The 25,663-nt window shown below is 50.3% G+C and carries 12 protein-coding genes; 7 read left to right on the top strand and 5 right to left on the bottom strand.

All coding sequences use genetic code 11. The features are described from left to right. Positions 1-36 precede the first annotated feature (36 nt). Positions 37-1,728, bottom strand: a complete 1,692-nt coding sequence (locus tag L0Y31_RS10100; RefSeq protein WP_234737005.1) for an amidohydrolase — start codon at positions 1,726-1,728, stop codon at positions 37-39. Between the two features lie 230 nt (positions 1,729-1,958). Here L0Y31_RS10100 and L0Y31_RS10095 point away from each other — a divergent pair, with 230 nt between their 5' ends. Beyond that, positions 1,959-3,179: an NADP-dependent isocitrate dehydrogenase gene (locus tag L0Y31_RS10095; RefSeq protein WP_234737004.1), complete on the top strand. Its 1,221-nt coding sequence runs from the start codon at positions 1,959-1,961 to the stop codon at positions 3,177-3,179. A 60-nt stretch (positions 3,180-3,239) separates the two neighbouring features. Here L0Y31_RS10095 and L0Y31_RS10090 read toward each other — a convergent pair whose 3' ends face one another. From L0Y31_RS10090 to L0Y31_RS10080, 3 genes are read right to left on the bottom strand one after another with little or no spacing between them, the layout of a single operon-like run. After that, positions 3,240-3,995, bottom strand: coding sequence for a 4'-phosphopantetheinyl transferase family protein (locus L0Y31_RS10090; RefSeq protein WP_234737003.1), 756 nt, complete (start codon positions 3,993-3,995; stop codon positions 3,240-3,242). Between the two features lie 6 nt (positions 3,996-4,001). Further along, positions 4,002-8,030: a non-ribosomal peptide synthetase gene (locus L0Y31_RS10085; protein WP_234737002.1), complete on the bottom strand. Its 4,029-nt coding sequence runs from the start codon at positions 8,028-8,030 to the stop codon at positions 4,002-4,004. A 6-nt stretch (positions 8,031-8,036) separates the two neighbouring features. Then, the gene (locus tag L0Y31_RS10080) at positions 8,037-14,747 is read right to left on the bottom strand and encodes a polyketide synthase (RefSeq protein ID WP_234737001.1); all 6,711 of its coding nucleotides are present in this window, start codon (positions 14,745-14,747) and stop codon (positions 8,037-8,039) included. A 360-nt stretch (positions 14,748-15,107) separates the two neighbouring features. Between L0Y31_RS10080 and L0Y31_RS10075 the strand changes: the two genes are divergently transcribed. Both L0Y31_RS10075 and L0Y31_RS10070 read left to right on the top strand, forming a co-directional pair. Continuing rightward, positions 15,108-15,470, top strand: a complete 363-nt coding sequence (locus L0Y31_RS10075) for a hypothetical protein (RefSeq protein ID WP_234737000.1) — start codon at positions 15,108-15,110, stop codon at positions 15,468-15,470. 64 nt (positions 15,471-15,534) lie between these two features. After that, complete coding sequence (locus tag L0Y31_RS10070) at positions 15,535-18,294, top strand: glycoside hydrolase family 78 protein (RefSeq protein WP_234736999.1); 2,760 nt, start codon at positions 15,535-15,537, stop codon at positions 18,292-18,294. A gap of 66 nt (positions 18,295-18,360) precedes the next feature. Here L0Y31_RS10070 and L0Y31_RS10065 read toward each other — a convergent pair whose 3' ends face one another. After that, positions 18,361-18,984, bottom strand: coding sequence for a thymidine kinase (locus tag L0Y31_RS10065; protein WP_234736998.1), 624 nt, complete (start codon positions 18,982-18,984; stop codon positions 18,361-18,363). 160 nt (positions 18,985-19,144) lie between these two features. Between L0Y31_RS10065 and L0Y31_RS10060 the strand changes: the two genes are divergently transcribed. The 4 genes from L0Y31_RS10060 to L0Y31_RS10040 all read left to right on the top strand — a co-directional run bounded on the left by L0Y31_RS10060 (position 19,145) and on the right by L0Y31_RS10040 (position 25,660). Next, positions 19,145-20,347 (top strand): hypothetical protein, encoded by a 1,203-nt coding sequence (locus tag L0Y31_RS10060; RefSeq protein ID WP_234736997.1) that lies wholly within the window; start codon positions 19,145-19,147, stop codon positions 20,345-20,347. A gap of 89 nt (positions 20,348-20,436) precedes the next feature. Next, a complete protein-coding gene (locus L0Y31_RS21025) occupies positions 20,437-21,111 on the top strand; it encodes a FadR/GntR family transcriptional regulator (protein ID WP_305067609.1) in 675 nt (224 codons plus the stop codon). Positions 21,112-21,231: 120 nt separating this feature from the next. Continuing rightward, positions 21,232-24,546 (top strand): efflux RND transporter permease subunit, encoded by a 3,315-nt coding sequence (locus L0Y31_RS10045; RefSeq protein WP_234736996.1) that lies wholly within the window; start codon positions 21,232-21,234, stop codon positions 24,544-24,546. Next, on the top strand, positions 24,527-25,660 hold the full coding sequence (locus L0Y31_RS10040; RefSeq protein WP_234736995.1) for an efflux RND transporter periplasmic adaptor subunit: 1,134 nt from the start codon (positions 24,527-24,529) through the stop codon (positions 25,658-25,660). The genes L0Y31_RS10045 and L0Y31_RS10040 overlap by 20 nt, the downstream gene beginning before the upstream one ends. Positions 25,661-25,663: the final 3 nt, after the last annotated feature.

The following is a 25,663-nucleotide window of genomic DNA, read 5'->3' as shown; positions in this document are numbered from 1 at the left end:
CCAACGCCGCAGCAATTGCGGCGTTGGCGTTTTGAACTACTTCCCTTTAGTGTTTTTTTCCTTTTCCTTCTCTTTGGCCAGCTCTGCCTTCTGGTCTTCACGTAGCGTTGGGTATTTGATGCCTAGCTGCTCCAGATACGTTTTATACTTTGTCGGATCGTAGTAATATTTCTTCAGTTCCGGCTTGTATTTCGTCATGATCTCCTTGTTCAGGTAAACAGCGGGAACCTCTTTTGGAGAGATGAGCGGCGTATATTTAATGTCTTTAGTCTGCTCATTTTTGTAATAATCCCAGGCATTTTTGATGATTTCAGGCTTCATCAGCATATCCAGAAGGGTCATGGCTTCCACTTTGGCACCAGCAACCACGCCTTTGTGCGCAATGGGCGTCGCCATCGAAATGGCGTTGGACCAGTGGTGCCCCGGCAGCCCCGGAATATTCGACGGGTACCGCAAAACCACCGTTGGCAGCGACCACGATATGTCAGCAATGTCGTCGGAGCCACCGCCCATCGACGTCATGGCCTGCCCTCCCATCATCACGGTCGGTGCCGTAGACGGTTTTAGCGAATCGAGTTTCATGGCCAGCCCTTCCACTTTCGGCGCCTGCAATTCTTTCTGCGATGCTTTGGCCAGCATCTGGTCTTCTTCCGACCAGGTCGGCAAGCCTACCTTCAGAATGTTCTCATTCATGGCTTCGGCAATGGGTCGGTTGAAATGCCCCGGCCAGGCTGAACCCAGAATTTCGTACGTAAATTTCGTGTCGGTCATCAGGGCGGCACCTTCCGCAATTTTGACGCCGGTTTCGTAGAGCTTTTTGATTTTTGGGTACGAGCGTTCGCGGAAATAATACCAGACCGCTGCTTTAGAAGGTACGACATTGGGCTGGTCGCCGCCGTCCGAAATGACGTAGTGGGAGCGCTGGGTCAGCTCGAGGTGTTCACGGCGGAAATTCCAGCCAATGTTCATCAACTCCACGGCGTCCAACGCGCTTTTACCCCGCCAGGGAGCCCCCGCCGCGTGGGCCGCCTGCCCTTCAAAGTTGAATTTTACCGATACCAGACCGTTGTTCCCCGCATCACCATGCGACACGGCCAGGTTGTTGCCAACGTGGGTAAAAATACAGGCATCCACATCTTTAAAGTAGCCGTCACGCACATAAAACGCCTTTGCTCCCACGAGTTCTTCCGCCACGCCCGGCCATAACATTAGCGTTCCTGACAATTTCTCGCGTTCCATGATCTGCTTGACCACCAGCGCCGACACAATGTTGAGCGCCTGCCCGGAATTGTGCCCTTCGCCGTGACCCGGTGCGCCTTCTACCAACGGGTCATGGTAGGCAACGCCCGGTTTTTGGCTGGCTTTGGGAATACAGTCGACATCGGAGCCGATCGCAATAACCGGCTTGCCACTCCCCCAGGTCGCAATCCAGGCGGTTGGCATGTTGGAAATTCCTTTTTCGACTTTAAAGCCTTCCTTTTCCAGCAGCGTGGTCAGGTATTTGAACGTTTCTTCCTCCTGAAAGCCCAGCTCCGAAAAACTAAAAAGCATGTCGTTGATCTGCTGCGCCAGGTCTTTGCGCTTATCTACTTCAGCCAGGGCTTCTCGTTTTAGTTTTTCTAGTCGGGTATTGTCCAGCTTATTCCCGGCTTTTGGCTTTTTTGATTGCGCCAAAACCAACGTGGGGACCACAATCAGGCAAAGCAAGATTTTTGTAAATTTTTTCATCGAATAACCAAATTTTATACTAACATTAGTTTATTGACTTGCTAAATATAAGGAGTAGCGCGCATAAGCCATTCTTTTTCATCGGCGATAGGTTGTTTATTAAATGACTATATCCTAAAAATTTCGTCCTTCTTTCCTAATAATCCGCTTTCGTTTTCCTGAAACGCCATTCTTGGCTACCTTTGCCTTTAATTTCCCGTATTGTTTCACCGATTGATAACTAACACACAATGGCGAAAATTAAAGTGGCGAATCCAGTTGTTGAGCTGGATGGCGACGAAATGACCCGAATCATTTGGAAGTTCATTAAAGACAAGTTGATTCTCCCCTACATCGACGTTGATATTAAATATTATGACCTTGGCGTTGAATACCGTGATGAGACGAATGACCAGGTAACAGTTGATGCTGCCAATGCCATTCGAGAATATGGTGTCGGTATTAAATGCGCGACGATCACGCCTGATGAAGATCGCGTGAAAGAATTCAACCTGAAGCAAATGTGGAAATCGCCAAACGGTACAATCCGGAACATTCTGGATGGTACGGTTTTCCGCGAGCCCATCGTTATCAACAATGTTCCTCGTCTAGTTACAAACTGGTCGGCTCCGATCATCGTGGGTCGGCACGCTTTTGGTGACCAGTACCGTGCTACTGACTTTATCGTACCGGGCAAAGGCAAGCTGACGATGAAGTTTGAAGGCGAAGACGGAACCGTTCAGGAATACGAGGTATACCAGTTCAAAGGAGCGGGTGTAGCGATGGGTATGTATAACGTGGACGAGTCAATTCGCGGTTTTGCGCAGGCTTGTTTCAACATGGCGCTGCAAAAAGGCTGGCCGTTGTACCTCTCGACGAAAAACACGATCCTGAAAAAATACGACGGTCGTTTCAAAGATATTTTCCAGGAGATCTACGAAAACGAATTCAAAGCCAAAGGAGTCCATTACGAACACCGTCTGATTGACGACATGGTGGCTTCAGCGCTGAAATGGGAAGGTAACTTCGTATGGGCGTGCAAAAACTATGATGGTGACGTTCAGTCGGATACAGTTGCTCAAGGCTTTGGTTCACTCGGTCTGATGACGTCGGTACTGGTTACGCCAGACGGCAAAACGATGGAAGCCGAAGCGGCCCACGGAACCGTTACGCGCCACTACCGCGAGCACCAGAAAGGTAACCCAACGTCGACGAACCCAATCGCTTCGATTTTTGCCTGGACGCGTGGTCTGGCTTTCCGGGGTAAACTGGACGAAAACCAGCCCCTGATCGACTTCTGCCAAGCGCTGGAGCAAGTTTGTATCGAAACGGTAGAAAGCGGCAAAATGACCAAAGATTTGGCCCTTTCTGCGTATCCAGCCGGCACGAAACTGGTGGCAGGTGAGCACTACCTGAACACAGAAGACTTCCTGGAAGCACTGGATCAAAACCTGAAAACGAAGTTAGCGTAAGCCACTTTGTTTCCCATAAAAAATGCCGCCTTGAAACAGGGCGGCATTTTTTATGCCTTATTAATGAGAGACTATACTCTCCTCAACGGTACAAAACCGAAAGCGGGATGACTGGATGGCGGTAGGATACGCCAGCGCCGCCGCATAGTCTGTGGCAACCAGGCAGGTACTCACGCACAAATCGCTGGTTGAACCCAGTAAATCACCAGCTAGGCTATGCTCGCCCTCCAGCGAGGGAATTTGGGCGAAATCATCATCAATGCCCTTGCCCGTCGCCTTCACTAGTGCTTCTTTTCGTGTCCAGAGTTGGTAAAATGCCCCCGCAGGGTCCGCGCTTGCTTCGATTGCCTGCTGTTCTTCCAGGCCAAAACTATGGGTGACTACCTCCTGAAAAACAAACGAAGGATTTATTTTTTCGATGTCCACGCCCACACTATGCTTAGCCAGCGCCATTAAGATCCAATCGCCCGAATGTGATACGCTGTAATGCACGGCTGGAAAATCCCTAAGCATCGGTTTTTGGTTAGCCCCAACTACCAACTGAATTTCCTTGTGGGGCTGGCCAGTGTGCATTCCCAGAAGGACTCTTAGCACGCCTCGGGAAATAACAAACCGTTGCCTGTCCGCATCCTGGTGATACCGTTGTGCGCGCGCGATTTCTTCGTCCCGCAAAAGCGGTTGCAAAGCAGAAATCAGGGGAACGAAGCGAGAAAGTTGCACGCGGAAAAGCACTAGTTCATCGCTATCGGTGTATGGGCGAAACGGTTCCCAATTAATCGCTGGCAGTACCTGACAGAACACAGTGATGAATTTCATGCAGCCTCAGCTATTATCCAGCGCATCCTGTAAAATTCGGGCAAATTCTTTGTCGTTGGGTGGCTGCAACATCACACTGTGATCGCCCGGAACCTCGTGAATACGAACGCCTTGCAACGCGTACTCTTTCCAGCCAAGGTATTCAAAATCATCGACGAAGTAAGGCCGTTCCTGCGCCCGAAACAGATCAATTACGCCATCGTAGGGCACCATTTTATAGTTACGCAGGGCAGCGTTGTACTTTTCAATCAGGCTGTCCATGAAGCTGAAAATGCTCTCTCCTTCCGGCTTCGCTTCCGCCTTGATGCCCGCCGATTCCAACAGATTTTTAAACTGGCGCTCAAAGTAATCCTGCTGGTATTTGATCGTTGACGAAGGATCTTCACTGAACGATTTAGATATCCAGAGCATTTTGTAAAACTGCCGGACAATCTTTTTATTCAATTTTCCGATGGGCGAACTTTGGGTATTTACTTCGTTGGCGTTTGTATCGAACATGGCCAGCATTTTTACTTCTTTACCCATTTTTTTCAGTTGCTGGGCCATTTCCATCGCCACGTAGCCCCCAAACGAGTAACCAGCCAGCGCATACGGACCCGCCGGATTCTGGCGAATTATTTCGCTATTGTAAAAAGCGGCAATCGCTTCAATCGTTTCCAGCGGTTCATCCGTTCCATCCAATCCTTTGGCCTGTAGGCCGTAAACGGGCTGATCAGCTTCCATTTGGTTGGCTAATCCATAGAAGGTCAATACATTCAGGCCGTTCCCATGAACGAGATAAATAGGCGTTTTGCTACCCGATGGTTTAATGGGCACCAGTGATTTGTACTGCGTTTTTTGTTCCTCGACGCTAAGCAGCGAGGCTAGTTTCTGAATGGTCGAATATTCAAACAAAGTGGATAAGGGCAGGCGCTTTTTCGTTGCTTTCTCCAGGCGGGCCATCACCTGAACCGCAATCATGGAATGCCCACCCAATTCGAAGAAATCATCCTGAATATCAATCCCATCTTTCCCTAATTCCTCTACCCAGATGGCTTTTACCAGCTTTTCCATTTCGGTCAATGGAACCGCTTTTTCAAGGGAATTAGACTGGTTTCCAGACGTTGGCTTGGGCAGTGCGTTCCGATCTACCTTGCCGTTTGGCGTTACCGGCAGCTTCGCCAGATTCACAAAATCAGAAGGGACCATGTAACTGGGCAATGCTTCTCTTAGTTGCGCTTTCCAAGTAGCCGCTTCCGCCTTGAACTCCACTTCTGCGAGTGCTTTTTTACTGACGACATAAGCCACTAAACGCTGATCCCCGGGCCGGTCTTCCCGAGCTAGTACAACGGCTTCTTTGGCGTTTCCTTTGGTGACTAGTAAATGTTCAATTTCGCCCGGCTCGATGCGATATCCACGAACTTTGATCTGCTGGTCGATTCGGCCCAGGCAGTGAATTTCGCCCGTGGCGGTGAACTTACCCAGATCACCCGTGCGGTACATGAGTCCGGTGCCAAACGGGTTCTTAACAAATTTCTGTTCATTCAGCTCAGGGCGGTTCAGGTACCCCCGCGCCACGCCATCGCCCGCAATGTAGATTTCGCCAACGACGCCTTCCAGCAAAGGTTTTTCCTGTTCATCCAGGATGTACACCTGCGTGTTGTGGATGGGTCGGCCAATGGTGATGATTTCATCTTCCCGCAAAATCTGCTTCCCGGTCGAATAAATCGTCGTTTCGGTAGGCCCGTACATGTTCCAGAGCGATTCACAGCGGGCGGTCAGCTTTTCCGCCAAATCCTTCGACATGGGTTCCCCGCAGCACAGCACCTTTACCGGCAACTTCTGCTCCCAGCCCGCCGCCAGCATCATTTTCCAGGTTACGGGCGTGGCCTGCATAATCGAAATTTGCTGTTCGTCAATGGCTTGCACCAGAGCGCGACCGTCTTTAGCTGTTTCAGCATCGGCCAGAACAACCGTAGCGCCAACGAGCAAAGGCAAATAAAGTTCCAGTCCTGCGATGTCAAACGAAACAGTCGTTACGGCCAGCAAGCGATCTTCCTTGCTAATTCCCGGCATGGAAATCATGCTGTGCAGCAGATTAACCAAATTTCGGTGTTCAATCAAGACGCCTTTGGGCTTCCCTGTCGAACCGGAAGTGTACAGAATGTAAGCCAGATCATGGCCCGCCACGACCCGATTCGGATTTTTTGGCGTATCTTCTTTTGTTTCAGACAGGATATTTTCAACTAAAACTTCAGTAGCCCGGCTTTCCAACCGACCCTGGTATTTTTTGGAAGTAAGCAGCATTTTAGCGCCCGAATCCTCCATCATGAACGCGATGCGGTCTTGCGGATAGTCCGGGTCTAGCGGAACGTAAGCGGCCCCCGCTTTCAGAATGGCCAGCAGCGCGATAAGCAGCTCCGGCGAACGATCCAGCACCAGCCCAATCACATCACCAACCTCCACGCCTTCTGCCAAAAGGTAGTGCGCTAGTTGATTCGCCCTGGTGTTTAGCTCCTGATAACTCATCGACTTGTCTTTAAAAACCAAGGCCGTTTTATCGGGATAACGAGCTGCTGTCTGGGCAATTAACTGGTGAACAGGCGTATTTTTTGGGTAACTAGCCTGCGTCTTATTCCATTCGTCTAATTTTTCAAACAGTTCAACCTGATCCGTAAACTCAATCGCTTCGAGAATGACCAACGGGTCAGTTACAATCGCCCGGAGTACCGCCTCGAAGCTATCCATCATCCGACTGATGGTGCTGGCTTTGAACAACTGCGTGTTGTATGACCACTCCAGAACCGGGGCCTGCTCAGCCCCGTTGATATTTAAAAACAGGTCAAAGTTTTCGTACTCTCTGGGGTTACTGATCAGCGCGTGTTCCAGCCCGTAAAAGGCAACGCCATCGCCTAAACCCATATCAATGTTGAACACCACCGGCACCATCGGCACCCGCGAGGCATTCCGGGTTAACGGCAATTTTTTAAGCAGGCGTCCGAACGTAAGTTGCTGGTGCTCATAGGCGTCGAAAATTTCGCTTTTGCGCTGCTTTAGAAAATCGAGAAAACGTAAATTCTTTTGGGCCTTGCTCCGTAGCGGCAGCAAATTCACACAATGACCCACCAAACGGTAATTTCCCGTGGCCGATTGCCCCGCCGTGGGCAACCCCACAATAATGTCTTCCTGGCCCGTCAAGCGCTGCAAAAATACCTCAAACGCGGCCACAAGCGTTGTCACAAAGCTACAACCGGCTTTTACACCAACCTTTTTTATGGCCTGCGCCAACTCTTTGTCCAACACAAAATCAAGGCGCTTGCTTTTGAAAGTGCGTAAGTGAGGTCGCGCAAAATCGGTGGGTAAACTCAATTCGGGCACCGCATCCTGGTATTGCTTCAACCAAAATGCCTCAATGTGCTGGTATTCTTCGCTTTGGGCAAACTGAATCTGCTCCTGGGCGTAGGCACTGATTTGCTCGGCTTCGGGCAAATTGGGGAAAATTCCCTTTGCGTAAGCCGAATAAAAGGCGCTCAAATCTTGCAGCATCAGCCCCAACGACCAGCCATCAGCAACGATGTGGTGTACCGTCAGGACAAAATGATGTTCTTCTTCCGACAGTTTGCTCAAGCCAGCCTTGCACAAAGGGCCATTTTGCAAATCGAACACATGCAAGGCATCCTGCATGACATAATTCTGAATCAATTGCTCTTTCTTCGAAGCAACTTTAGCCGAAATATCCTGAAACGCAATGGGCAGAAATAGGTCTTTAAAAATACAGAGTTGCTGGCCGTCCGCACTGAACGCGGAGCGGAGCGCCTCGTGTCGTTGAATAAGCGACTGAAAAGCCTGTTCCAGAGCAAACCTATTCAAAAGTCCTTTAAGACGAATTGTAACAGACTCATTATAAGCCCTGTTAGCGTCATCGCCGCCCAAAATACAGGAAGTCCAGATTTCCAGTTGTGGCTCAATGGTTGGTGTTAAACGTACCATTTCCGGACCCGCAAAAGGATCAAAATCAACTTCTGTGAGTGTAAGTTTAGGATACGTATCAACCATTGTTGTCTATTTTATCTCAACCTTCAAATATTTACCGGGCTGATCGGGATTTACAATAAACCAGGCCGGATTGCCCGCTGCATCTCTTCCCAACCGAGCTCCTTCTACTGGCGGTTTGTTCGGGATCAACTGAGCCTTGGCGGGCGCTTCGCGAACCGGTTTGGCTTCGAAAAAACCAACCTCTATCATTTCATCCACACTTTTGATGAATGAGCTGATCACAAAGTCGATTTCGTCGACGGTATGTGCTTCGGTCATAAAGCAAGGAAAGCCGTCCCAAATATGAATTCCTTTTTCGCGCAGCAAAGTAAACAATAACTCACTGTACGGAATCTCTTTGTTCATTTTAAGCTTCCAGAGCGAGCCAAATTGTGCAATAAAGAAAGGCAACTGGCGGCGCTCAAAATCAGCGTTCAGGGCATCGGCTAGTCTTTCGGCTTTTCGGGTAAGGCTTTTTTGCAGTTCCGGCCCCTGTGCTTTCATGTGTTCCAGAGACGCCTTGCTGGCTGCCAGAGCGAGCGGATGACGAACGAATGTACCCGCAAAATAGGTCACCCCTACTTCGGGAAATGATGCGTCACCGTACTGCCAAAAACCGCCATCCAGCGCGTCCATGAAGCTTTTCTTGCCCGCAATGGCGCCGATGGACAGACCTCCGCCAATCACTTTGCCATACGACGCCAGATCGGCGTCGATTCCGAAGAGCGCCTGGGCTCCACCGGGATGCATGCGAAATCCGGTAATAACTTCGTCGAAAATCAGGGCCGTTCCCGACGCTTCCGTGATTTCGCGGACTTTTTTCAGGAAGTCAACCGGGCGAAATTCAGGCCGACGACTTTGCACCGGCTCCACTAAGACGGCGGCTAACTCGTGCGCCCTTTCCCGAATAATGGTTAGCGATTCTTCGGTTCCATAATCCAGAATCAGCATGTTTTGTACGGCTTCTGGCATAATGCCCGGAGCCGCCGGGAAAGACTTCAATTTCTTCGTTCCCCGCACAATCACCTCATCCACAATGCCGTGATAAGAGCCCGAAAAAGCCACAATCAGCGAACGCCCCGTTACCGTGCGGGCAATGCGCATGGTTCCCAGCACCGCTTCTGAACCGGTATTACACAAGGCCGCCCGATCAAAATTTGTGAACTCGCAGATTAGTTTGCTTACATCGCCCGCCAGATCGTGCTGCGGCCCTACTTCAAAGCCTTTTTCTACCTGATCGTGCAGGGCATCTTTGATGAAGTCCGGCTGGTAGCCGAACAGGTTGGAACCGAAGCCACTCAGTACGTCAATGTATTCATTGCCATCCATATCCCACAGCCGACTTCCCTTCGACTTGTTGACTACCAGCGGATAAACTAATTCTTTGGTCAGCGGCCTGAAGCCCGACACAACCCGGGGGTCAGCCATGTGCTCCCGATGCTCCTGCGCGTAGTTTTTGCTCGCGCTAGTTTTCTGGTTATATCGTTGCGTCAGTTCCTGAATAAACTGGTGCTGTTTTGGACTTAAATCCGTCGATTGACGCTCGATGCGGGCGGTAGCTCCGAATGGCTTTTTAATTTCAATCGCTTCTTCCGGCGTCAAATCAGCCACTTTGGGTAGATTCGGCTTTCCGTTTGCGGATGTTGGACCCATCGACATTGCTGGTGCCGGGGCGTGTTGTATTGTCGGTGCGGCTGGTACAGAAAGCATGGCCCCAGGTGTGCTTTGAGCTATTCCCTGCCCTTGAATCAGCGTAATTTGCTTCGATAGGAGTTCCAGTTGTTGCGCAATCAGACTCAGCGCCAGATTACCACCCGGCTGCACGGCAAGGTCACCTTGCGGCATCAAATCAGCTGCTCCAGAATGACTAACAACCAGCTGAACAGGCGGCGCTTGCGGCGCAGGAACTGGTGCTGGCTGGTACGCTTCGGCAGGTAAATGCTGGTCGAGGTAGTCGGCCAGTAAATCGAGCGTTGCGTATTCTTCGTTTAGCTGCCGGAACGTAATCGGCAGGCCAAACTCTTTTTTGAATGTCAGGGCAAGCTGGGTAATCAGCAGTGAATCCAGACCTATTTCTAGAAAACTCATGTCAGGAGTGACCCGATCCATCTCAATCCCGGATGCATTTTCCAGTATTTCCTTGATTTTATTGATCAGATTCCCTTTTCTCATAACACTGTTTTCAAATGGACTTTCAACGGCTAATTGGACGGAAGCTTCCGGTTTAACGGACAAAGGTACAGATTCGATCTGGACAGTTTTGGGCGCTGGCTCCACCCAGCAACGTTTTTTGTCGAATGAATAGGTGGGCAGCTTTAGTTTAATCCGCTGCTGGTTTTCGTAAAATTTCTGCCAGTCAGGCCTTACACCCGCCAACCAGAGATGTCCCAGAGCTTTCAGAATAGACTGGTATTCGGTCTGATGGCCCTTTGTATTTTCCAAACTGGCTAATATGGTTGCCGGACGGCTTCCTGTCTGCTGCCGGGCGAGCGTTGATGTTACCGTTCCTGGCCCTACTTCCAACAGAAGTGGATTATCCTGGCCGAAAATCGTTTCCAGCGCATCGGAAAAGCGAACAGTCATTCGAAGGTGTTTGGCCCAGTAGCTCGGATCAGTAGCCTGAGCATCGGTTAACCAATCACCACTAACGGTTGAAACAATCGGCTTTTGCGGACGTTTTAGCGGTACTTGCCGAACAACGGCTTCAAAATCGGCAACGATGGAATCCATCATGGCGGAATGAAAAGCGTGGCTGGTCAGCAAAACCCGATTGGGAACGCCCGAAGCAGCCAAGGTTTTAACAAAAGCGCTAATGGCTTCGTCTGGCCCCGCTACCACACATAAATTAGGGCTGTTGATGGCCGCTATGGACAGGGTTTCGGGTAATATCGCCAATAATCGACGGGCTTCCAACCGAACCGACAACATGCTTCCTTCAGGCAGATCGCTCACCATCCGGGCGCGCGTTGCAATGAGCTTTAGCGCATCCGGTAAGGTAAAGACTCCCGCCAGGTGAGCCGCCACAAATTCGCCGATGCTATGGCCACAGAAAACAGTTGGTTCAACGCCCCAACTCATCCATAATTTGGTCAGTGCATATTCTGTAACGAACAAAGCGGGTTGCGTATAGCGCGTGTTTTTAAGCTGCTCTTCTGCCGCCAAACCACTAACTTCGGGATAAAGCACAAAGCGGATGTCTGGCGACTGCTGATTGAGTAACAAACGTGCACACTCGTCAACGGCCTGCCGATAGACGGCTTCGTTTTCGTACAGATCGCGTCCCATATTGAGGTACTGCGAACCCTGACCCGGAAATAAAAAGACAACCTCACCCGGGCTTTCGGTGAGTTTTTTTGCGGTCGATAAAGCGGTGGTATCGGTTAGTAAATTAGCGATCAATTCCGTTTCATCCGCCGCTATCACAAATCGGCGCTCATTGAAATCAGCCCGGTTGGTTTGCAGTGTATAGGCAATATCCGCTAGGTTACGAGGGTTATTTTTTCGGACATATTCCGCTAAGGCATGGGCGTATGCCTCCCGACTCGCTTCGGTTCTAGCCGACCAGGTAAATAGCTGCAAAGGCCGCCCTGGCCATGAGGCTGGCTCTGCATTTTCGTATTCTTCCAAAACGACGTGCACATTGGTACCGCCAACACCAAACGAACTTACCCCTGCGCGACGAACTGATTCTGACAGCCAGTCGCTTAGCTGCGTATTTACGTAGAATGGACTATTGGCAAAATCAATGGCCGGATTGGGTTTCTTAAAGCCCAGCGAGGCCGGAATTTGCCTGTGATGCAAGACCAATGCCGTTTTAATCAGACCGGCCACGCCCGCCGCCTGCGTCAGGTGGCCCATGTTGCTTTTGATGGAACCGATGGCGCAAAACTGCTTTCGCGCCTGTTCGCCAAAAGCCATCGTCAGGCCTTCCATTTCGATGGGATCACCCAGGGGAGTTGCCGTGCCATGCGCTTCTACATACTGGATCGTTGCCGGATCGATCTGGGCGTCGGTCAGCGCATGAACAATCGCCCCGGCCTGCCCTTCCGCGTTAGGAGCGGTAAAACTGCCTTTGCCTCCCCCATCGTTGTTTACCCCAACGCCTTTGATGACGGCATAAATAACGTCGCCATCCCGCTTGGCAGCTTCCAGGCTTTTTAACAACACCACTCCGGCACCATCGCTAAAAACAGTGCCCTGCGCTTCAGCATCGAATGAGCGGCAATGTCCATCGCCGCTCAGCATCGCACCGTCCTGATACAGATAGCCGCTGTTGATCGGAGCTGTGATGCTGGCTCCACCCGCCAACGCTAGGTCACATTGGCCATTTCGAATGCTTTCTACCGCCTGCGCGATAGCCAGTAGAGACGTCGAACAAGCCGAATAAACGCTGACCGCTGGCCCTCTCAGGTTCAACTGGTACGCAGTACGGGAAGCGATGTAATCTTTCTCATTCAGCGTCGATACCTGAAAACCACCAATCTGATCAACCAATTGTGGGTTTTGCAGAACGTTATTCAAGTAATACGTATTATTTCCGCAACCCGCATAAACGCCAATAGACCCGCTATAGGTCTGAGGGACGTAGCCTGTTTGCTCCAAGGCTTCCCAGGCGATTTCCAGAAAGATGCGCTGCTGCGGGTCCATCAACTCAGCCAGCTTGGGATTCAGGCCGAAAAAGGCATAATCGAATTGATCAGCATCTGCGATAATGCCTCTGGCTTTTACATAAGTCGGATCATTTTTTACCGCATCCGGAACCGATGGATCGAGTTCATCATCTGCAAAAAACCGGGTTGTTTCCCGGCCTTCCTTGAGCAACTCCCACAATTCTTCAATCGAATTGGCCCCCGGAAAACGTCCCGCCATGCTAATCACAGCAACGTCATCGCCTTTTGCTTTCTGACGATTTCGTTGTGTATGGTGGCTGGGTAATGCACTTTTTTGGGTTAAATACTGCGCAATGCCCGTTACAGTGGGGTACTGGTACAGTTTGGTGATGGGTAGTATGTAATTAAACCGGCTTTTCAGCGCGGCCACTGTTTTTTGGGCCAGCAACGAATTTCCACCTAATTCAAAAAAGTTGTCGTCTAAACCTACCTTATCGATTCCGAGCAGGTCGATCCAGATTTCAGCCAGGTTTTTCTCCGGCTCAGTTACTGGTTTTCGGTAGATCGTCCCCAGGTCAGCCCGTTTTGCTTCGGGAGCCGGCAGGGCCTTTTTATCCACTTTCCCGCTGCTGGTTTTCGGAAAATCGTCCATCCAGACAAAAGCCGACGGGATCATGTAATCCGGGACTTTCTGCTCCAATTCCTTCCGCACGGCCAGGCTGTCTTTGTGCTGGTTATCCGAAACCAGATACGCCACCAGTTGCTTTTCGCCTCCCCGCTCGCGTGCCACCACAACCGCCTGTTTTACGCCATTGAACGCATTGAGAATCACTTCAATCTCGCCCAACTCAATGCGGTATCCCCGAATTTTTACCTGATCGTCTTTGCGACCTAAGAACTCAATATTCCCGTCGGGCAGGTAACGGGCCAGATCACCCGTTCGATAAATTCGAGTTGGCTCGCCTTCGGGGCTTGTCCAATGCACAAACTTCTCCGCCGTTAGCTCAGGCTTGTGCAGATAGCCATCTGCCAGACTGTCGCCCGCAACGCAAAGCTCGCCAATCTCGCCCGCTGGCAACGGGTTCAGGTTTTCGTCGGTAATGTAAATGGTTGTGTTATCGATCGGTATCCCGATGGTTGGCAGCAGTGGCCAATCGTTAGGGTCACCTTCCAGCGTTAGTTGAGTTACAACGTGGCACTCGGTAGGCCCATACTGGTTATATAAAATGCAATCCGGCAAAGCCGAGAAAAAGGCAATTAGCTGAGGAGTAATTTTTAGTTGTTCCCCCGCCGTCATGATTTCCTCTAAACAAGCCGGGAACCGCTGCGCACTCACGGCTGCTTCCGCCAGATACTGAAGCGCCACAAAAGGGACATACAGCCGATTAACTGAATTTTTGTCAATAAAATGAAGAAGGTTGGCCAGGTCCAGCCGCAACTCTTCCTTGATCAACACCAGCGTACCGCCCGATAGGAAGGTATCGAAAAACTCCAGAAACGAAGCGTCAAAGCTCAGCGGAGCGAAGTGTAGGGTCCGGGTTCCAACGCCAGCTCTCGAGTGCTTACGCTGCCACCGCAAAAGATTGACCAGCGGACGGTGGCCCATGCTAACCCCTTTGGGCTTTCCGGTAGAACCTGACGTATACAGCACATACCCTGTATCGAATTGTTTATCAACCGTTTTCCCCGTATAACCGGTATAGTTAAAATTGTCGTCGGAAGCCAACACGGCGAGGTCCACCTTTTCGAAAAGGGACACTTCTTCGGAGCGTGTGAGGCAGAGATCCACCCGGGAGTCGGAAATTAATTCCTGCAAGCGGGCAGCGGGGTATTTCGGATCAAGCGGCAGGTAGGCCTTACCAGCTTTAAGGATGGCCAGCACGCTAATCACCATTTCCAGGCTGCGCGATGTGCTTACCCCAATTAACTCAGCGTCGGGCCGATGGTGAAGAATAGCCTGGCTAAGGCCGTTCGCTTTATCGTTTAATTCTTTATAAGTTACAGACTTTTCTCCGAACACAAGGGCCGTCCGGTGATAATGCTCCGGAATAACCTGTTCAACCAGTTGATGTATAAACAAAGGATTGTACCCATCTTTATCTAGTTCATGTTCAGAAGAAAAAGCCATTCTTTTAGTTGTTTTCTGGCAATCAAAACCAATGCTGGTAACGCCGGGATTACGTTGTATGATAATTAGACCCTTTCCGGTTTTTTTAACGCTGTGTTACCTTCTAACACATAAAAACAAGGAATTCTCGTAATTACGCTTATCTTTCTCTTTATCAAGTAGCTGAAGACAATCTAGGCAAATATAATTAGTCATTCTTTCCTTACTCAGATTCTGAACTAATTAAATAATATATTATGACTCTTGACTGACAAATAGTGTCACTCAAAAAATTTGTTTTTTTTCGGTAACCTATTCAAAGCTTGCTGTTTATATAATTAATTCGTTTATCCATATAAGCCTTAGACATCAGCTATTCCCATGAAAACAATCCTTGTCAATCTGCTAGCGCTGACATTGCTGAGTGCGTCCTGCGAGAAAAACCCAACGGGCGATCAGGTAACTCTTAGCTCGGAGTGTCCTTCTTACAATGAGTGGCAAAAAGCGGCAGACCTAACCCAGGTTCCGGGAACTGTCATTAACGAAAGTGACACGTCAAAAAGCAGCACCTGGATGTATATTCAGGCTGGTGATAACAAGCGTTATTTTGCCTGCAACCTGCCTGCTTCGGTGCAGAAAACCGGAACACGCGTTATTTTTGATGCGGTCGAATTTATGCCCCCGCCCAACGTTCGGCTGGCGGGTATACCCATCAAACTGACCCGGCTTCAGGTTTTAAAATAGGTGCGGGATAGTCTTTCCAGCTTGAAATCCATATTTTAGGCGCCAGATTTGTCTTATTCCTCCTATGCGATTTCTTCTGGCTTCTTTGCTTACGCTCACGGTCTTGACAGCCTGGGCGCAGAAAGGCATTCTTGTTACAAACCTTCGCTGCGAAAATCAAGCGAATCCACTCGGCATCGACGTGGCGCAACCCCGGCTTGGCTGGCAAATCAGCAGCTCGGCTCGGAAATCACCAATTCGGGAGATTGAACAGCAGTCGTACCAGATTCTGGTTGCCTCAACGCCGGAAAAACTGGCGGCCAACGAGGGCGATTTGTGGGACTCGGGCGTGGTTAAAAGCGAGCAATCTGTGTTTATACCCTACGGCGGAAAGCCCCTGGAAAGCCGCCGGGCCTGTTACTGGAAAGTAAACGTAAAGACCATGAAAGATACCGAGGTCTGGAGCGAACCTGCCTCCTGGACAATGGGTCTTTTGCGGCCTTCCGACTGGTCGGCCAAGTGGACCGGCCTGGATTCTTCTTTCGCCTGGGAAAAGCCAAAGGACGTTTTCACCCGCGTTGCAGCGCGGTATTTCCGGAAAGAAGCCGATCTGCCAAAAAAAATCCGCAAAGCAACCGCCTACGTCAGTGGACTCGGCGTGTACGAACTGTATCTCAACAGCCGCAAAGTCGGGGACGCCGTGCTGGCTCCGGCTCCAACCGATTACAACAAACGTATTTTTTACAATACCTACGACGTAACCAACTACCTCAAGCAGGGACGCAACGCACTGGGAATGCTGCTCGGCAACGGACGTTTCTATACTTTACGCTGGGGTTACAAAGAGTTACCAGAAATTGCGCACTATGGCTTCCCCAAAATGCGTCTGCAAATCGAAGTGACGTACGAGGATGGCAGCACGGAGCGCCTGATCTCCGATGAATCCTGGAAAGTAACCGCCGCCGGTCCCATTGTTGCCAACAACGAATTTGACGGGGAAGAATACGACGCCACCAAAGAACTAAGCGGCTGGGAAACGGCTGGTTACAACGATAGCCAATGGCTAAAAGCCCAACTTGTTTCCGTACCCAGTCAGGTATTGGAAAGCCAGCCTACGCCCCCGATTCGGGTGACGGAGACCCTGAAGGCACAGGCAATTAAGGAAGTAAAGCCGGACACGTTCATCGTTGATCTGGGCCAGAATCTGGTTGGCTGGGCACGTTTGCACGTCAGGGGGCCACGTGGCACAAAAGTGACGCTTCGCTTTGCCGAGCGTGTCAACGAAGATGGGACTTTGTACCTGGATAATTTGCGGTCGGCCAAAGTAACCGATGTGTATACGCTTAAAGGAGACGGCGAGGAAGTCTGGGAACCCCGGTTTGTGTACCACGGCTTCCGCTACGTCGAAATTACGGGCTTCCCCGGCACGCCGACCGTGAACAGTCTGGAAGGCCGGGTGGTGCACGACGACCTGCCCATTGTTGGCTCGTTTGCTTCGTCCAATTCGTTGCTGAATCAGCTTTATAAAAATGCCTTCTGGGGGATTCGCGGCAATTACCGGGGTATGCCGACCGACTGTCCACAACGCGATGAGCGCATGGGCTGGCTCGGCGACCGCGCTATCGGATCGAAAGGTGAAAGTTTTGTTTTTGGTCACCATGACCTGTACGCCAAATGGCTGACCGATATTGAAGATGCCCAGCTCGAAAGCGGCAGCATCCCCGACGTAGCGCCCGCCTACTGGAAAATGTATTCTGATAACATGACCTGGCCCGCAGCTTATATCATCATTGCCAACATGTTATACGAGCAGTACGGCGATGATGTGCCCATCCGCAAGCATTATCCATCCATGAAAAAATGGCTGACCCACATGCGTACCAAGTACATGAAAGACTACATCATGACCAAGGATACGTACGGTGACTGGTGCATGCCCCCCGAATCGCCGGAGCTGATTCACTCCCAGGATCCAAAGCGCAAAACGGATGGCACTTTTCTGGGAACGGCTTTCTACTACAACATGCTCACCATCATGGAGCAGTTCGCGGAAATCACGGGAAATTCAGCCGATAAACGGGAGTTTGCCGAGTTGGCGGGACACGTCAAAAAAGCCTTTAACGATAAATTCCTGAACAGAGATCGGCAGTTTTACTCAAACAATACGGCTACGGCCAATTTATTTGCGCTGGCTTACGGCCTGGCCCCCGAGGAACTGCGAAGCGGCGTTTTTGAACAATTGGTTGAGCGAACCACGGTTGAGCACAAGGGCCACATCAGTACGGGTCTGGTGGGTGCCCAGTGGCTTATGCGAACCCTCAGCGATAATGGCCGGCCCGACCTGGCGTACCGCATTGCGACCAATACCGACTACCCAAGCTGGGGATACATGATCCAAAACGGAGCGACAACCATCTGGGAGCTTTGGAACGGCAATACGGCCAATCCGGCCATGAATTCGGGAAACCACGTCATGCTTCTTGGCGATTTAATTATCTGGATGTACGAAAATCTGGCGGGCATCAAAGCGGAAGAACCGGGCTTTAAGCGCATCATCATGAAACCAACGATAACCGGTGATCTCACCAGCGTAACTTCCTCGTTTGAATCGTTTCACGGACGCATTGGCAGCGAATGGGAACGCAAGGGCGGCAAGTTCAACTGGAAAGTAACGGTTCCGGGTAACACCCGAGCGACCCTTTATATTCCGGCTACCGATCAGAAAGCGGTTCGGGAAGGACGCAGTCAGGCTTCTTTGGCTCCAGGCGTCCGCTTTGTCAAGATGGAAGGAGGCAATGCCGTCTTTGAGGTAACATCCGGCGCATATAATTTCCGGGTAAAATAAATCCAGGCCCCTATCAAGCGTGGCCCAGATTTATTTTAAAAGCTATTTATGTCTGAAAATCAGTTTTTAATCGTTATTCTCATAAACCCACTCTTTGCTTCCGGCCTTTTCGCCTAACTGGAAGCAGCGGCGGCAGCGGGCTTCGTAGCTATCGGTTTCGCCCAGCAATACTTTTTCTTTGGAAGTCACCAGCCGGTAGGAATAACTCGCAATGTCGCCGCAGACCACGCAAATGGCGTGTACCTTCGTTACGTATTCTGCGATGGCCATCAACTGCGGCATACAGCCAAAAGGCTTGCCTTCAAAATCCATGTCCAGCCCGGCGAGAATAACCCGTTTTCCGCTGTTAGCAAGGAGATTACAAACTTCCAGTAATTCTTTATCATCGAAGAACTGCGCCTCGTCGATCCCCACAACTTCACTATCGCCCGCCAGCTCGAAGATCTGCTGGGCCGACTGCACGGGCCGGGACTGGATAACGCTGTCGTTGTGCGAGACAATATTCATCTCGTGGTAGCGCGTATCGATGGCAGGCTTGAAAATCTGCACGGATAATTTAGCAATAAAGGCGCGGTTAAGCCGTCGGATAAGCTCTTCTGTTTTGCCCGAAAACATAGACCCGCAAATAACCTCAATCCAACCCGTCCGCAAGTGCGGTGGTTCTCTTCGCCGACTTGGCTCAATAAACATAGGCTATGCTCGTTTCAGTGGTTGATGAAACTCAATGACGCTGATTTCAAATGGCATTCTTTTTGGTAGGCACGGAATAAACCTGATCCTGATAATTTTATCCAATACCCACAAGATTCATTCTGAAACCTATATCTTTACAAAGCAACGAGATTTTGTTATGTCGAACAAGTTCAATTCATCTTCTCTCTCCGAATATAGTAAGTCATACGCCCGTAAAATAGCTGGTGATTTTTTTGCTACCCATACCGTTATCTCGGGTCAGGAATTGTTAAAATTATCCCCTATTGGGCAAGTTAATTTATTTGTCATTAGTACTTTATCCGAAAAATGGCGTGCTGATGCCGAACGCTTCCGCAGTCCTTTTTTTGATTTTGAAAACCCCGAAGTTCAGCAGGCCTTGCAGGCTTTTATGAACACGGTTTCGCAGCATATTTGTATGCGGCGGGAACACCTCGAACCCCTGCTGGCAGATGCTACCCGCAAGACCCTGACGTTGCTGTTCGACCCACGGAATTACTTCGATGAAGCCCTCCGCAACCAGCCTGATTTTATGCTGACGGCGGAGGCCGTTCGGAACCTGAACCGCTATACCCAAATTAATAAGTTTGTTCCGACAGCGTTGGAGGAGCGCATGAAAGGCAAGGATTTCATTTACGTGAATCACGCCCTGAACGTACTGGATGAGATCATGACGCAGCGCTCCCGCGAACTCGAAAAGCCGGATAAATACATCGCGCAGTTTTCCGAAAAAGTGTTGCTCGACCAGTCGGTATTGCTTCGTAAATCGGCACCAGACTACCATCCGCAGCCACCGCTGGCTCCCGTAGCCAATCGTTCGTTCTTTGAAACCGATCTGGAAAACAACAATTCCGAAAAGGCAGCGCCAACGTTTCAGCCTAGCCCGGTTGTTTCCGAAACGCTGAGTTCTGGCTCGTCGGGCGGGGCGCTTTTTCTGGGCAATTCGTCGTCCACGGAGCCGTCTTCGCCTTCGATGCAAACAAGTCATGCGTCCACCCGGATTGAAACAACGCACCATACGCCCGATATTCCGTCGGCACCCCAGACCGACGACGAAGCCCCAACGGGACCACCTACCATCGGCGAATCGTTTTACCGGGCTCCAATTGAAAGCATTTCGAAAAGCATTTCGCTGAACCAGAAATTTATGTTCATCAACCAGCTTTTCAACGGAAACGCCAATTCATACAATCAGGCCATCGAAGAGCTGGACCGCGCTTCTACCTACGACCAGGCCCGCGACCTGATTTCGTACCGTTATGCAGCCCAGTACATGTGGGACATGAGCAGCGACGAAGTAGCCATGTTGATCGAAATTTTAAAAAGACGGTTTTCACTTTGATTTTCGGACAATACCTAGATCTTTTTGTAAAAAAATGCTATTACACCGAATAGCATTTTTTTATGTTTTATCTTTATTCATCAGATGATATGATGAATAAGGACACCACTTTATTAAAGCGCTACAGCCTGGCCGATGCTGTCGTTCATAATCTCCAGCAACAAATCACTTCGGGTCAATATACGGTTGGCGACAAGTTACCTACTGAACCGGAGTTGATGCTTCAGTTCGGCGTTGGCCGTTCGACCATTCGGGAGGCGATCCGAATGCTAGCTAATAGCGGGCTGGTGCGTGTACAGCAGGGTCTGGGCACGTTTGTCGAATTGCGGCAAAACGCCATTGAGCCTTTTCAGCAAAGTTTGCAACGCGCGGAAGGCGACGACCTCAACGAGGTGCGTCAGTTATTGGAGCTGAAAATTGCGGAAAAAGCGGCCTCGAATCGCACAGAAGAAGACATTCAGTTGATGAAGCACTACCTGCAAAAGCGGCACGAAGCGGCTCTGCAAAACAAGCCGGAGGAATGCATCGAAGCGGATATTGAATTTCACATTACGCTCGCAAGGGCCGCGAAAAACGAGGTTTTGGTCGATTTGTACAAAATTATTGCCAACAAAATGAAGAAATCCTTCATGGCCGTCTTTATCACCACCGAGACGCTGCTGAGCAAACAAAGCCTGCACACGGCGCTTTTGCAAAGCATTATCGACCAGAACCCGCAGAAAGCCTGGTATTGGGCCGCTAAGATTACGGGGCAAATTCGTTAACTTTTAGGAGCAATCATCAGATGATATGATGTATTCTGGAAAAAATTGGGTTTTATTCAATTAGAGGGGTTCATAGAGGGAAAGCTGCACTTAAAACCATACAACCAGGTTAGTTGAGTTATGAATTTAATACGATCCGCGTTACGTAAGCCAATTACAATTCTGGTTTTGGTAGCCAGCCTGTTTTTTTTCGGGATCAATGCCGTTCGCAACATCAAGATTGACATTTTCCCGAACCTGAATCTGCCGGTTATTTACATTTCTCAACCGTTTGGGGGGTATACGCCCAATCAGATGGAGTCTTTTTTCGGGAAACAATACGTAAACCTTCTGCTTTATGTATCCGGGGTAAAAAGCATTGAGACGAAAAATATTCAGGGCTTGACGCTGCTCAAGTTGACCTTTTACGAAGGGACCAACATGGCCCAGGCCGCCGCCGAAGTTACAGCTTATTCAAATCGGGCGCAGGCTATCTTTCCGCCGGGCTCGCAGCCGCCTTTCATTCTGCGTTTTGATGCGTCGACCCTGCCCGTCGGCCAGTTGGTTTTGAGCAGTCCCAAACGCACCAACAACGAATTACAGGATTTAGCCAACGTCTATATTCGCTCCGGGTTTAGTGCTATCCCGGGATTGGTGGCTCCCGCTCCTTTTGGCGGTAACTCCCGAACCATCGTGATCAAGGCTGATCCGGCTTTGCTGCGCTCACACAACCTGACGCCCGATCAATTGGTAGCCGCCCTGCGGATTAACAACCAGGCCAGTCCCGCCGGAAACGTGCGGATTGGCGATTTGAATTATTTTACACCGGCTAATACAACCATCCAGAATCTCAAAGATTTTGAGAGTATTCCGCTGTATACCGGATCGGTGCAAAACCTTTACCTGCGCGATGTGGCCACGGTTGAAGACGGGGCAGACATCACGGCGGGTTACGTGCTAGTCAATGGCAAACGGTCGGTTTACCTGCCCATCACCAAATCGGCGGACGCCTCGACCTGGGAGGTGGTGCAAAACCTGAAAGCGGCCCTCCCCCGCTTCCAGTCCCTGCTGCCCGAAGATGTTACGCTAACGTATACATTCGACCAGTCCGTATACGTGATTAATGCGGTCGAAAGTCTCCTGACTGAAGGCGCAATCGGAGCTATTTTGACCGGTTTGATGGTCTTGCTTTTTTTAGGTGATGCCCGCGGCGCCTTAATTGTTATCATCACCATTCCGACCTGTATTATTTCCGGGGTTTTGTTCCTTTCGCTATTTGGGCAAACCATCAACATCATGACCTTGAGTGGGCTTTCGCTTGCCATCGGGATTCTGGTCGATGAATCTACGGTAACGATTGAAAACATCCACCAGCACCTGGACATGGGAAAACCCAAGGCCGTCGCCATTTGGGACGCCTGTAAGGAAATTGCCTTTTCCAAGTTGCTCATTTTGTTCTGTATTCTGGCGGTATTTGCTCCGGCTTTCACCATGACGGGTATTCCGGGTGCCTTGTTCCTGCCGCTTGCACTGGCGATTGGTTTCTCCATGATCACGTCCTACCTGATGTCTCAAACGCTGGTTCCGGTCTTGGCCAACTGGATGATGAAAGAACATAAGCACAGCAAGCAGAAAACGGCGGTGGCGCACAATGCTTCGGCTAACGGTAAGCTATTCAAAACCAACGGCGTTACGGCAGCTAATGGAAACGGCCACGAACCACACGATATCCTCACGGAAAGAGAGATCCAAGCTAATCGGGTAGATCTCAACAACGACGGAAAAATCAGCTTTTTTGAACGGGTACGCGCGCGTTTTGTGCGTTTCGTGGAGCGGATGTTGCCTTATCGAAGATCAATTGTTCTAATCTACGTAGCTGTCGGATTGGGCATTGCGGCACTGCTGATTACCACCATTGGCCGGGACGTGTTGCCCCGGGGTAATGCGGGACAGTTTCAGGTTCGGTTGCGCTCTCCGGATGGCACCCGACTGGAAAGAACCGAAACAACGATGCTGAAAGCCATCGGCGTGCTGAATGAACTGGTAGGTAAAGAAAATGTGGAAATTACGTCGGCCATGGTGGGGATGCACGGAGCCCAGTTCTCGACCAGTCCTATTTACCTGTTCATGGCGGGTCCGCAGGAGGGCGTGGTGCAGGTCAGCTTGAAACACGATTACCACGTGGACATGGACGAGCTGAAAGATAAATACCGCGCTCGCATGAAAGAAGCGCTGCCCGACGTTAAGCTTTCTTTCGAGCCGATTGAGCTTACCGACAAAATTCTTAGTCAGGGGTCGCCCACGCCGATTGAGGTCAAAATTTCAGGAAAGAATAAACAACAGAACGAGGAATACGCCAATAAGATCATTGCCAAACTAAACCAGATTTCGTATCTGCGGGATGTTCAGATTGGTCAGGCAACGAAATACCCAACCATTAACGTCACCATTGACCGAACAAGGGCGGCTCAGTTGGGAACGGATATTTCGGCAATTTCACGTTCGCTGACGGCCTCTACTTCTTCGTCCCGCTACACGGAGAAAAGCGTCTGGATTGATCCAAAATCCGGGCAGAGCTACAGCGTGCAGGTGCAGATACCTGAAAACCAGATGACCAGCGTCAATGATGTAGGTGAGATTCCTATTTTACCCAATACTAATCGCCCGGTTTTGAGTGATGTAGCCACCATCCAGAAAGGAACCACTTACGGCGAAAACGACAACCTGGGCGCAATTCCTGTCTTGTCCGTGACAGCTAACATGAGCGACATGGACCTTGGCACCGCCGCCACAGACGTACAGAAAGCTGTCGATTCGCTGGGTGAGCTTCCACGCGGTTTGACGATCAAAGTAACGGGACTTACTCAGGTCCTGAACGAAACGCTGGATAGCCTGCAAACGGGACTTTTAACCGCAATTGTGGTTATCTTCCTGATGTTAGCAGCTAATTTTCAGTCCTTTAAAGTTTCACTGGTCGTTTTGTGTACCGTTCCAGCCGTGTTGGTCGGTTCGCTGGCCCTGCTGATGCTGACCGGCTCAACGCTTAATCTGCAATCTTACATGGGCATGATTATGTCCGTGGGGGTTTCCATTTCCAACGCCGTTCTGCTGGTCACCAACGCGGAAGAACTACGGATGCGAAACGGCGACGCGCTGCTCTCGGCCAAAGAATCGGCTTCCCTCCGGCTCCGGCCCATCCTGATGACCAGCGTAGCCATGGTGGTTGGTATGATTCCGATGGCGTCCGGTTTGGGCGAGGGTGGCTCGCAGGCGGCCCCGCTGGGACGTGCTGTAATTGGTGGCTTGATTGCCTCTACGTTTGCGGCCTTGTACATTTTACCGCTGGCATTTGCCTGGGTTCAAGAAAAAACCACAACCGATTCAGTATCACTGGATCCTGAAGATAAAGAAAGTAAATACTACTCGCCATCGTCTTATGAAACGATCAACTCATAAATCCTTGTTCAGTTTGCTGGCTGTTGCTGGTAGCTTATTTATTGCGAGTGCCTTAACTAGCTGTCATTCGTCTGACAGTAAAGCGGAGACAAAGGAGACAACCGAAGCTCCTGCTCCGACGGAAGTATTTGCTTTACAACGGGGTAAATTGGCTTCGTCCCTGCAAATTCCGGGTGAATTGGTCGCTTTTCGCGATGTTGATATGTACGCCAAGGTGAGTGGATTCATTAAATCACTGCACGCCGATGTCGGTTCGGAAGTAAAAAAAGGGCAACTGCTGGCCTTGGCCGAAGCCCCGGAATTGAACGCGCAACAGGCATCCGCCCAGTCGAAACTGAAAGCGCAGGAAGCCCTCTACATCGCTAGCAAAGCCAGTTACGATCGCGTGTTCGAAGCGAGCAAGCTAACTGGTGCAGTATCGAAAAACGACATTGATCAGGCACTGGCCAGACGCAATGCCGACATGGCCCAGCTAGAAGCAGCAAAAGCCTCTTACCGGGAAGTTTCTGACCTGAAAAAATACCTGGAAATTCGCGCACCCTACGACGGAATTATCAGCGTTCGTAACGTGAGCACGGGAGCTTACGTGGGCCCGTCGGGGAAAGGCTCCGAGTTGCCGCTGTTCGTGCTGACCGAGCAACGAAGACTGCGTTTGGTGATATCGGTTCCAGAAGCCTACACGGGTTATATCAACCTGAACAACGAGGTTAGCTTTAGCGTCAAAGCGTTTCCCGACCAGAAATTTACCGGAAAAGTAAAGCGTCAGTCGGGTGCGCTGGACAAACGCCTGCGCTCGGAACGGGTAGAAGTAGATGTCACCAACGACAATAAAAAGCTACTGCCGGGTATGATTGCCGAAGTTAATATTCCGCTACCGACTAAGGATAACACGTTTATTGTGCCAAAATCAGCGGTGGTCAATTCGTCAACGGGTGTTTTTGTAATTCGGATTACGAATCAGAAAGCAGAGTGGGTTCCGGTAAAAAAAGGGCTGGAAGCAGACAACAAAGTTGAAATATTTGGCGATTTGAAAGAAGGCGATCAGCTTATTACCGAATCTACCGAAGAAATTCGGAATGGTTCACCAATCGCCTCTGTCAAAAAGACCGCCTGATTC

The organism is Tellurirhabdus bombi (genome assembly GCF_021484805.1).
Lineage (GTDB): Bacteria > Bacteroidota > Bacteroidia > Cytophagales > Spirosomataceae > Tellurirhabdus > Tellurirhabdus bombi.
This window is presented reverse-complemented; position numbering and strand designations above follow the sequence as displayed.

Coding starts and splice junctions, on each gene's coding strand:
- L0Y31_RS10100 (WP_234737005.1), bottom strand. CDS start 1,728: ATGAAAAAATTTACAAAAATCTTGCTTTGCCTGATTGTGGTCCCCACG.
- L0Y31_RS10095 (WP_234737004.1), top strand. CDS start 1,959: ATGGCGAAAATTAAAGTGGCGAATCCAGTTGTTGAGCTGGATGGCGAC.
- L0Y31_RS10090 (WP_234737003.1), bottom strand. CDS start 3,995: ATGAAATTCATCACTGTGTTCTGTCAGGTACTGCCAGCGATTAATTGG.
- L0Y31_RS10085 (WP_234737002.1), bottom strand. CDS start 8,030: ATGGTTGATACGTATCCTAAACTTACACTCACAGAAGTTGATTTTGAT.
- L0Y31_RS10080 (WP_234737001.1), bottom strand. CDS start 14,747: ATGGCTTTTTCTTCTGAACATGAACTAGATAAAGATGGGTACAATCCT.
- L0Y31_RS10075 (WP_234737000.1), top strand. CDS start 15,108: ATGAAAACAATCCTTGTCAATCTGCTAGCGCTGACATTGCTGAGTGCG.
- L0Y31_RS10070 (WP_234736999.1), top strand. CDS start 15,535: ATGCGATTTCTTCTGGCTTCTTTGCTTACGCTCACGGTCTTGACAGCC.
- L0Y31_RS10065 (WP_234736998.1), bottom strand. CDS start 18,984: ATGTTTATTGAGCCAAGTCGGCGAAGAGAACCACCGCACTTGCGGACG.
- L0Y31_RS10060 (WP_234736997.1), top strand. CDS start 19,145: ATGTCGAACAAGTTCAATTCATCTTCTCTCTCCGAATATAGTAAGTCA.
- L0Y31_RS21025 (WP_305067609.1), top strand. CDS start 20,437: ATGATGAATAAGGACACCACTTTATTAAAGCGCTACAGCCTGGCCGAT.
- L0Y31_RS10045 (WP_234736996.1), top strand. CDS start 21,232: ATGAATTTAATACGATCCGCGTTACGTAAGCCAATTACAATTCTGGTT.
- L0Y31_RS10040 (WP_234736995.1), top strand. CDS start 24,527: ATGAAACGATCAACTCATAAATCCTTGTTCAGTTTGCTGGCTGTTGCT.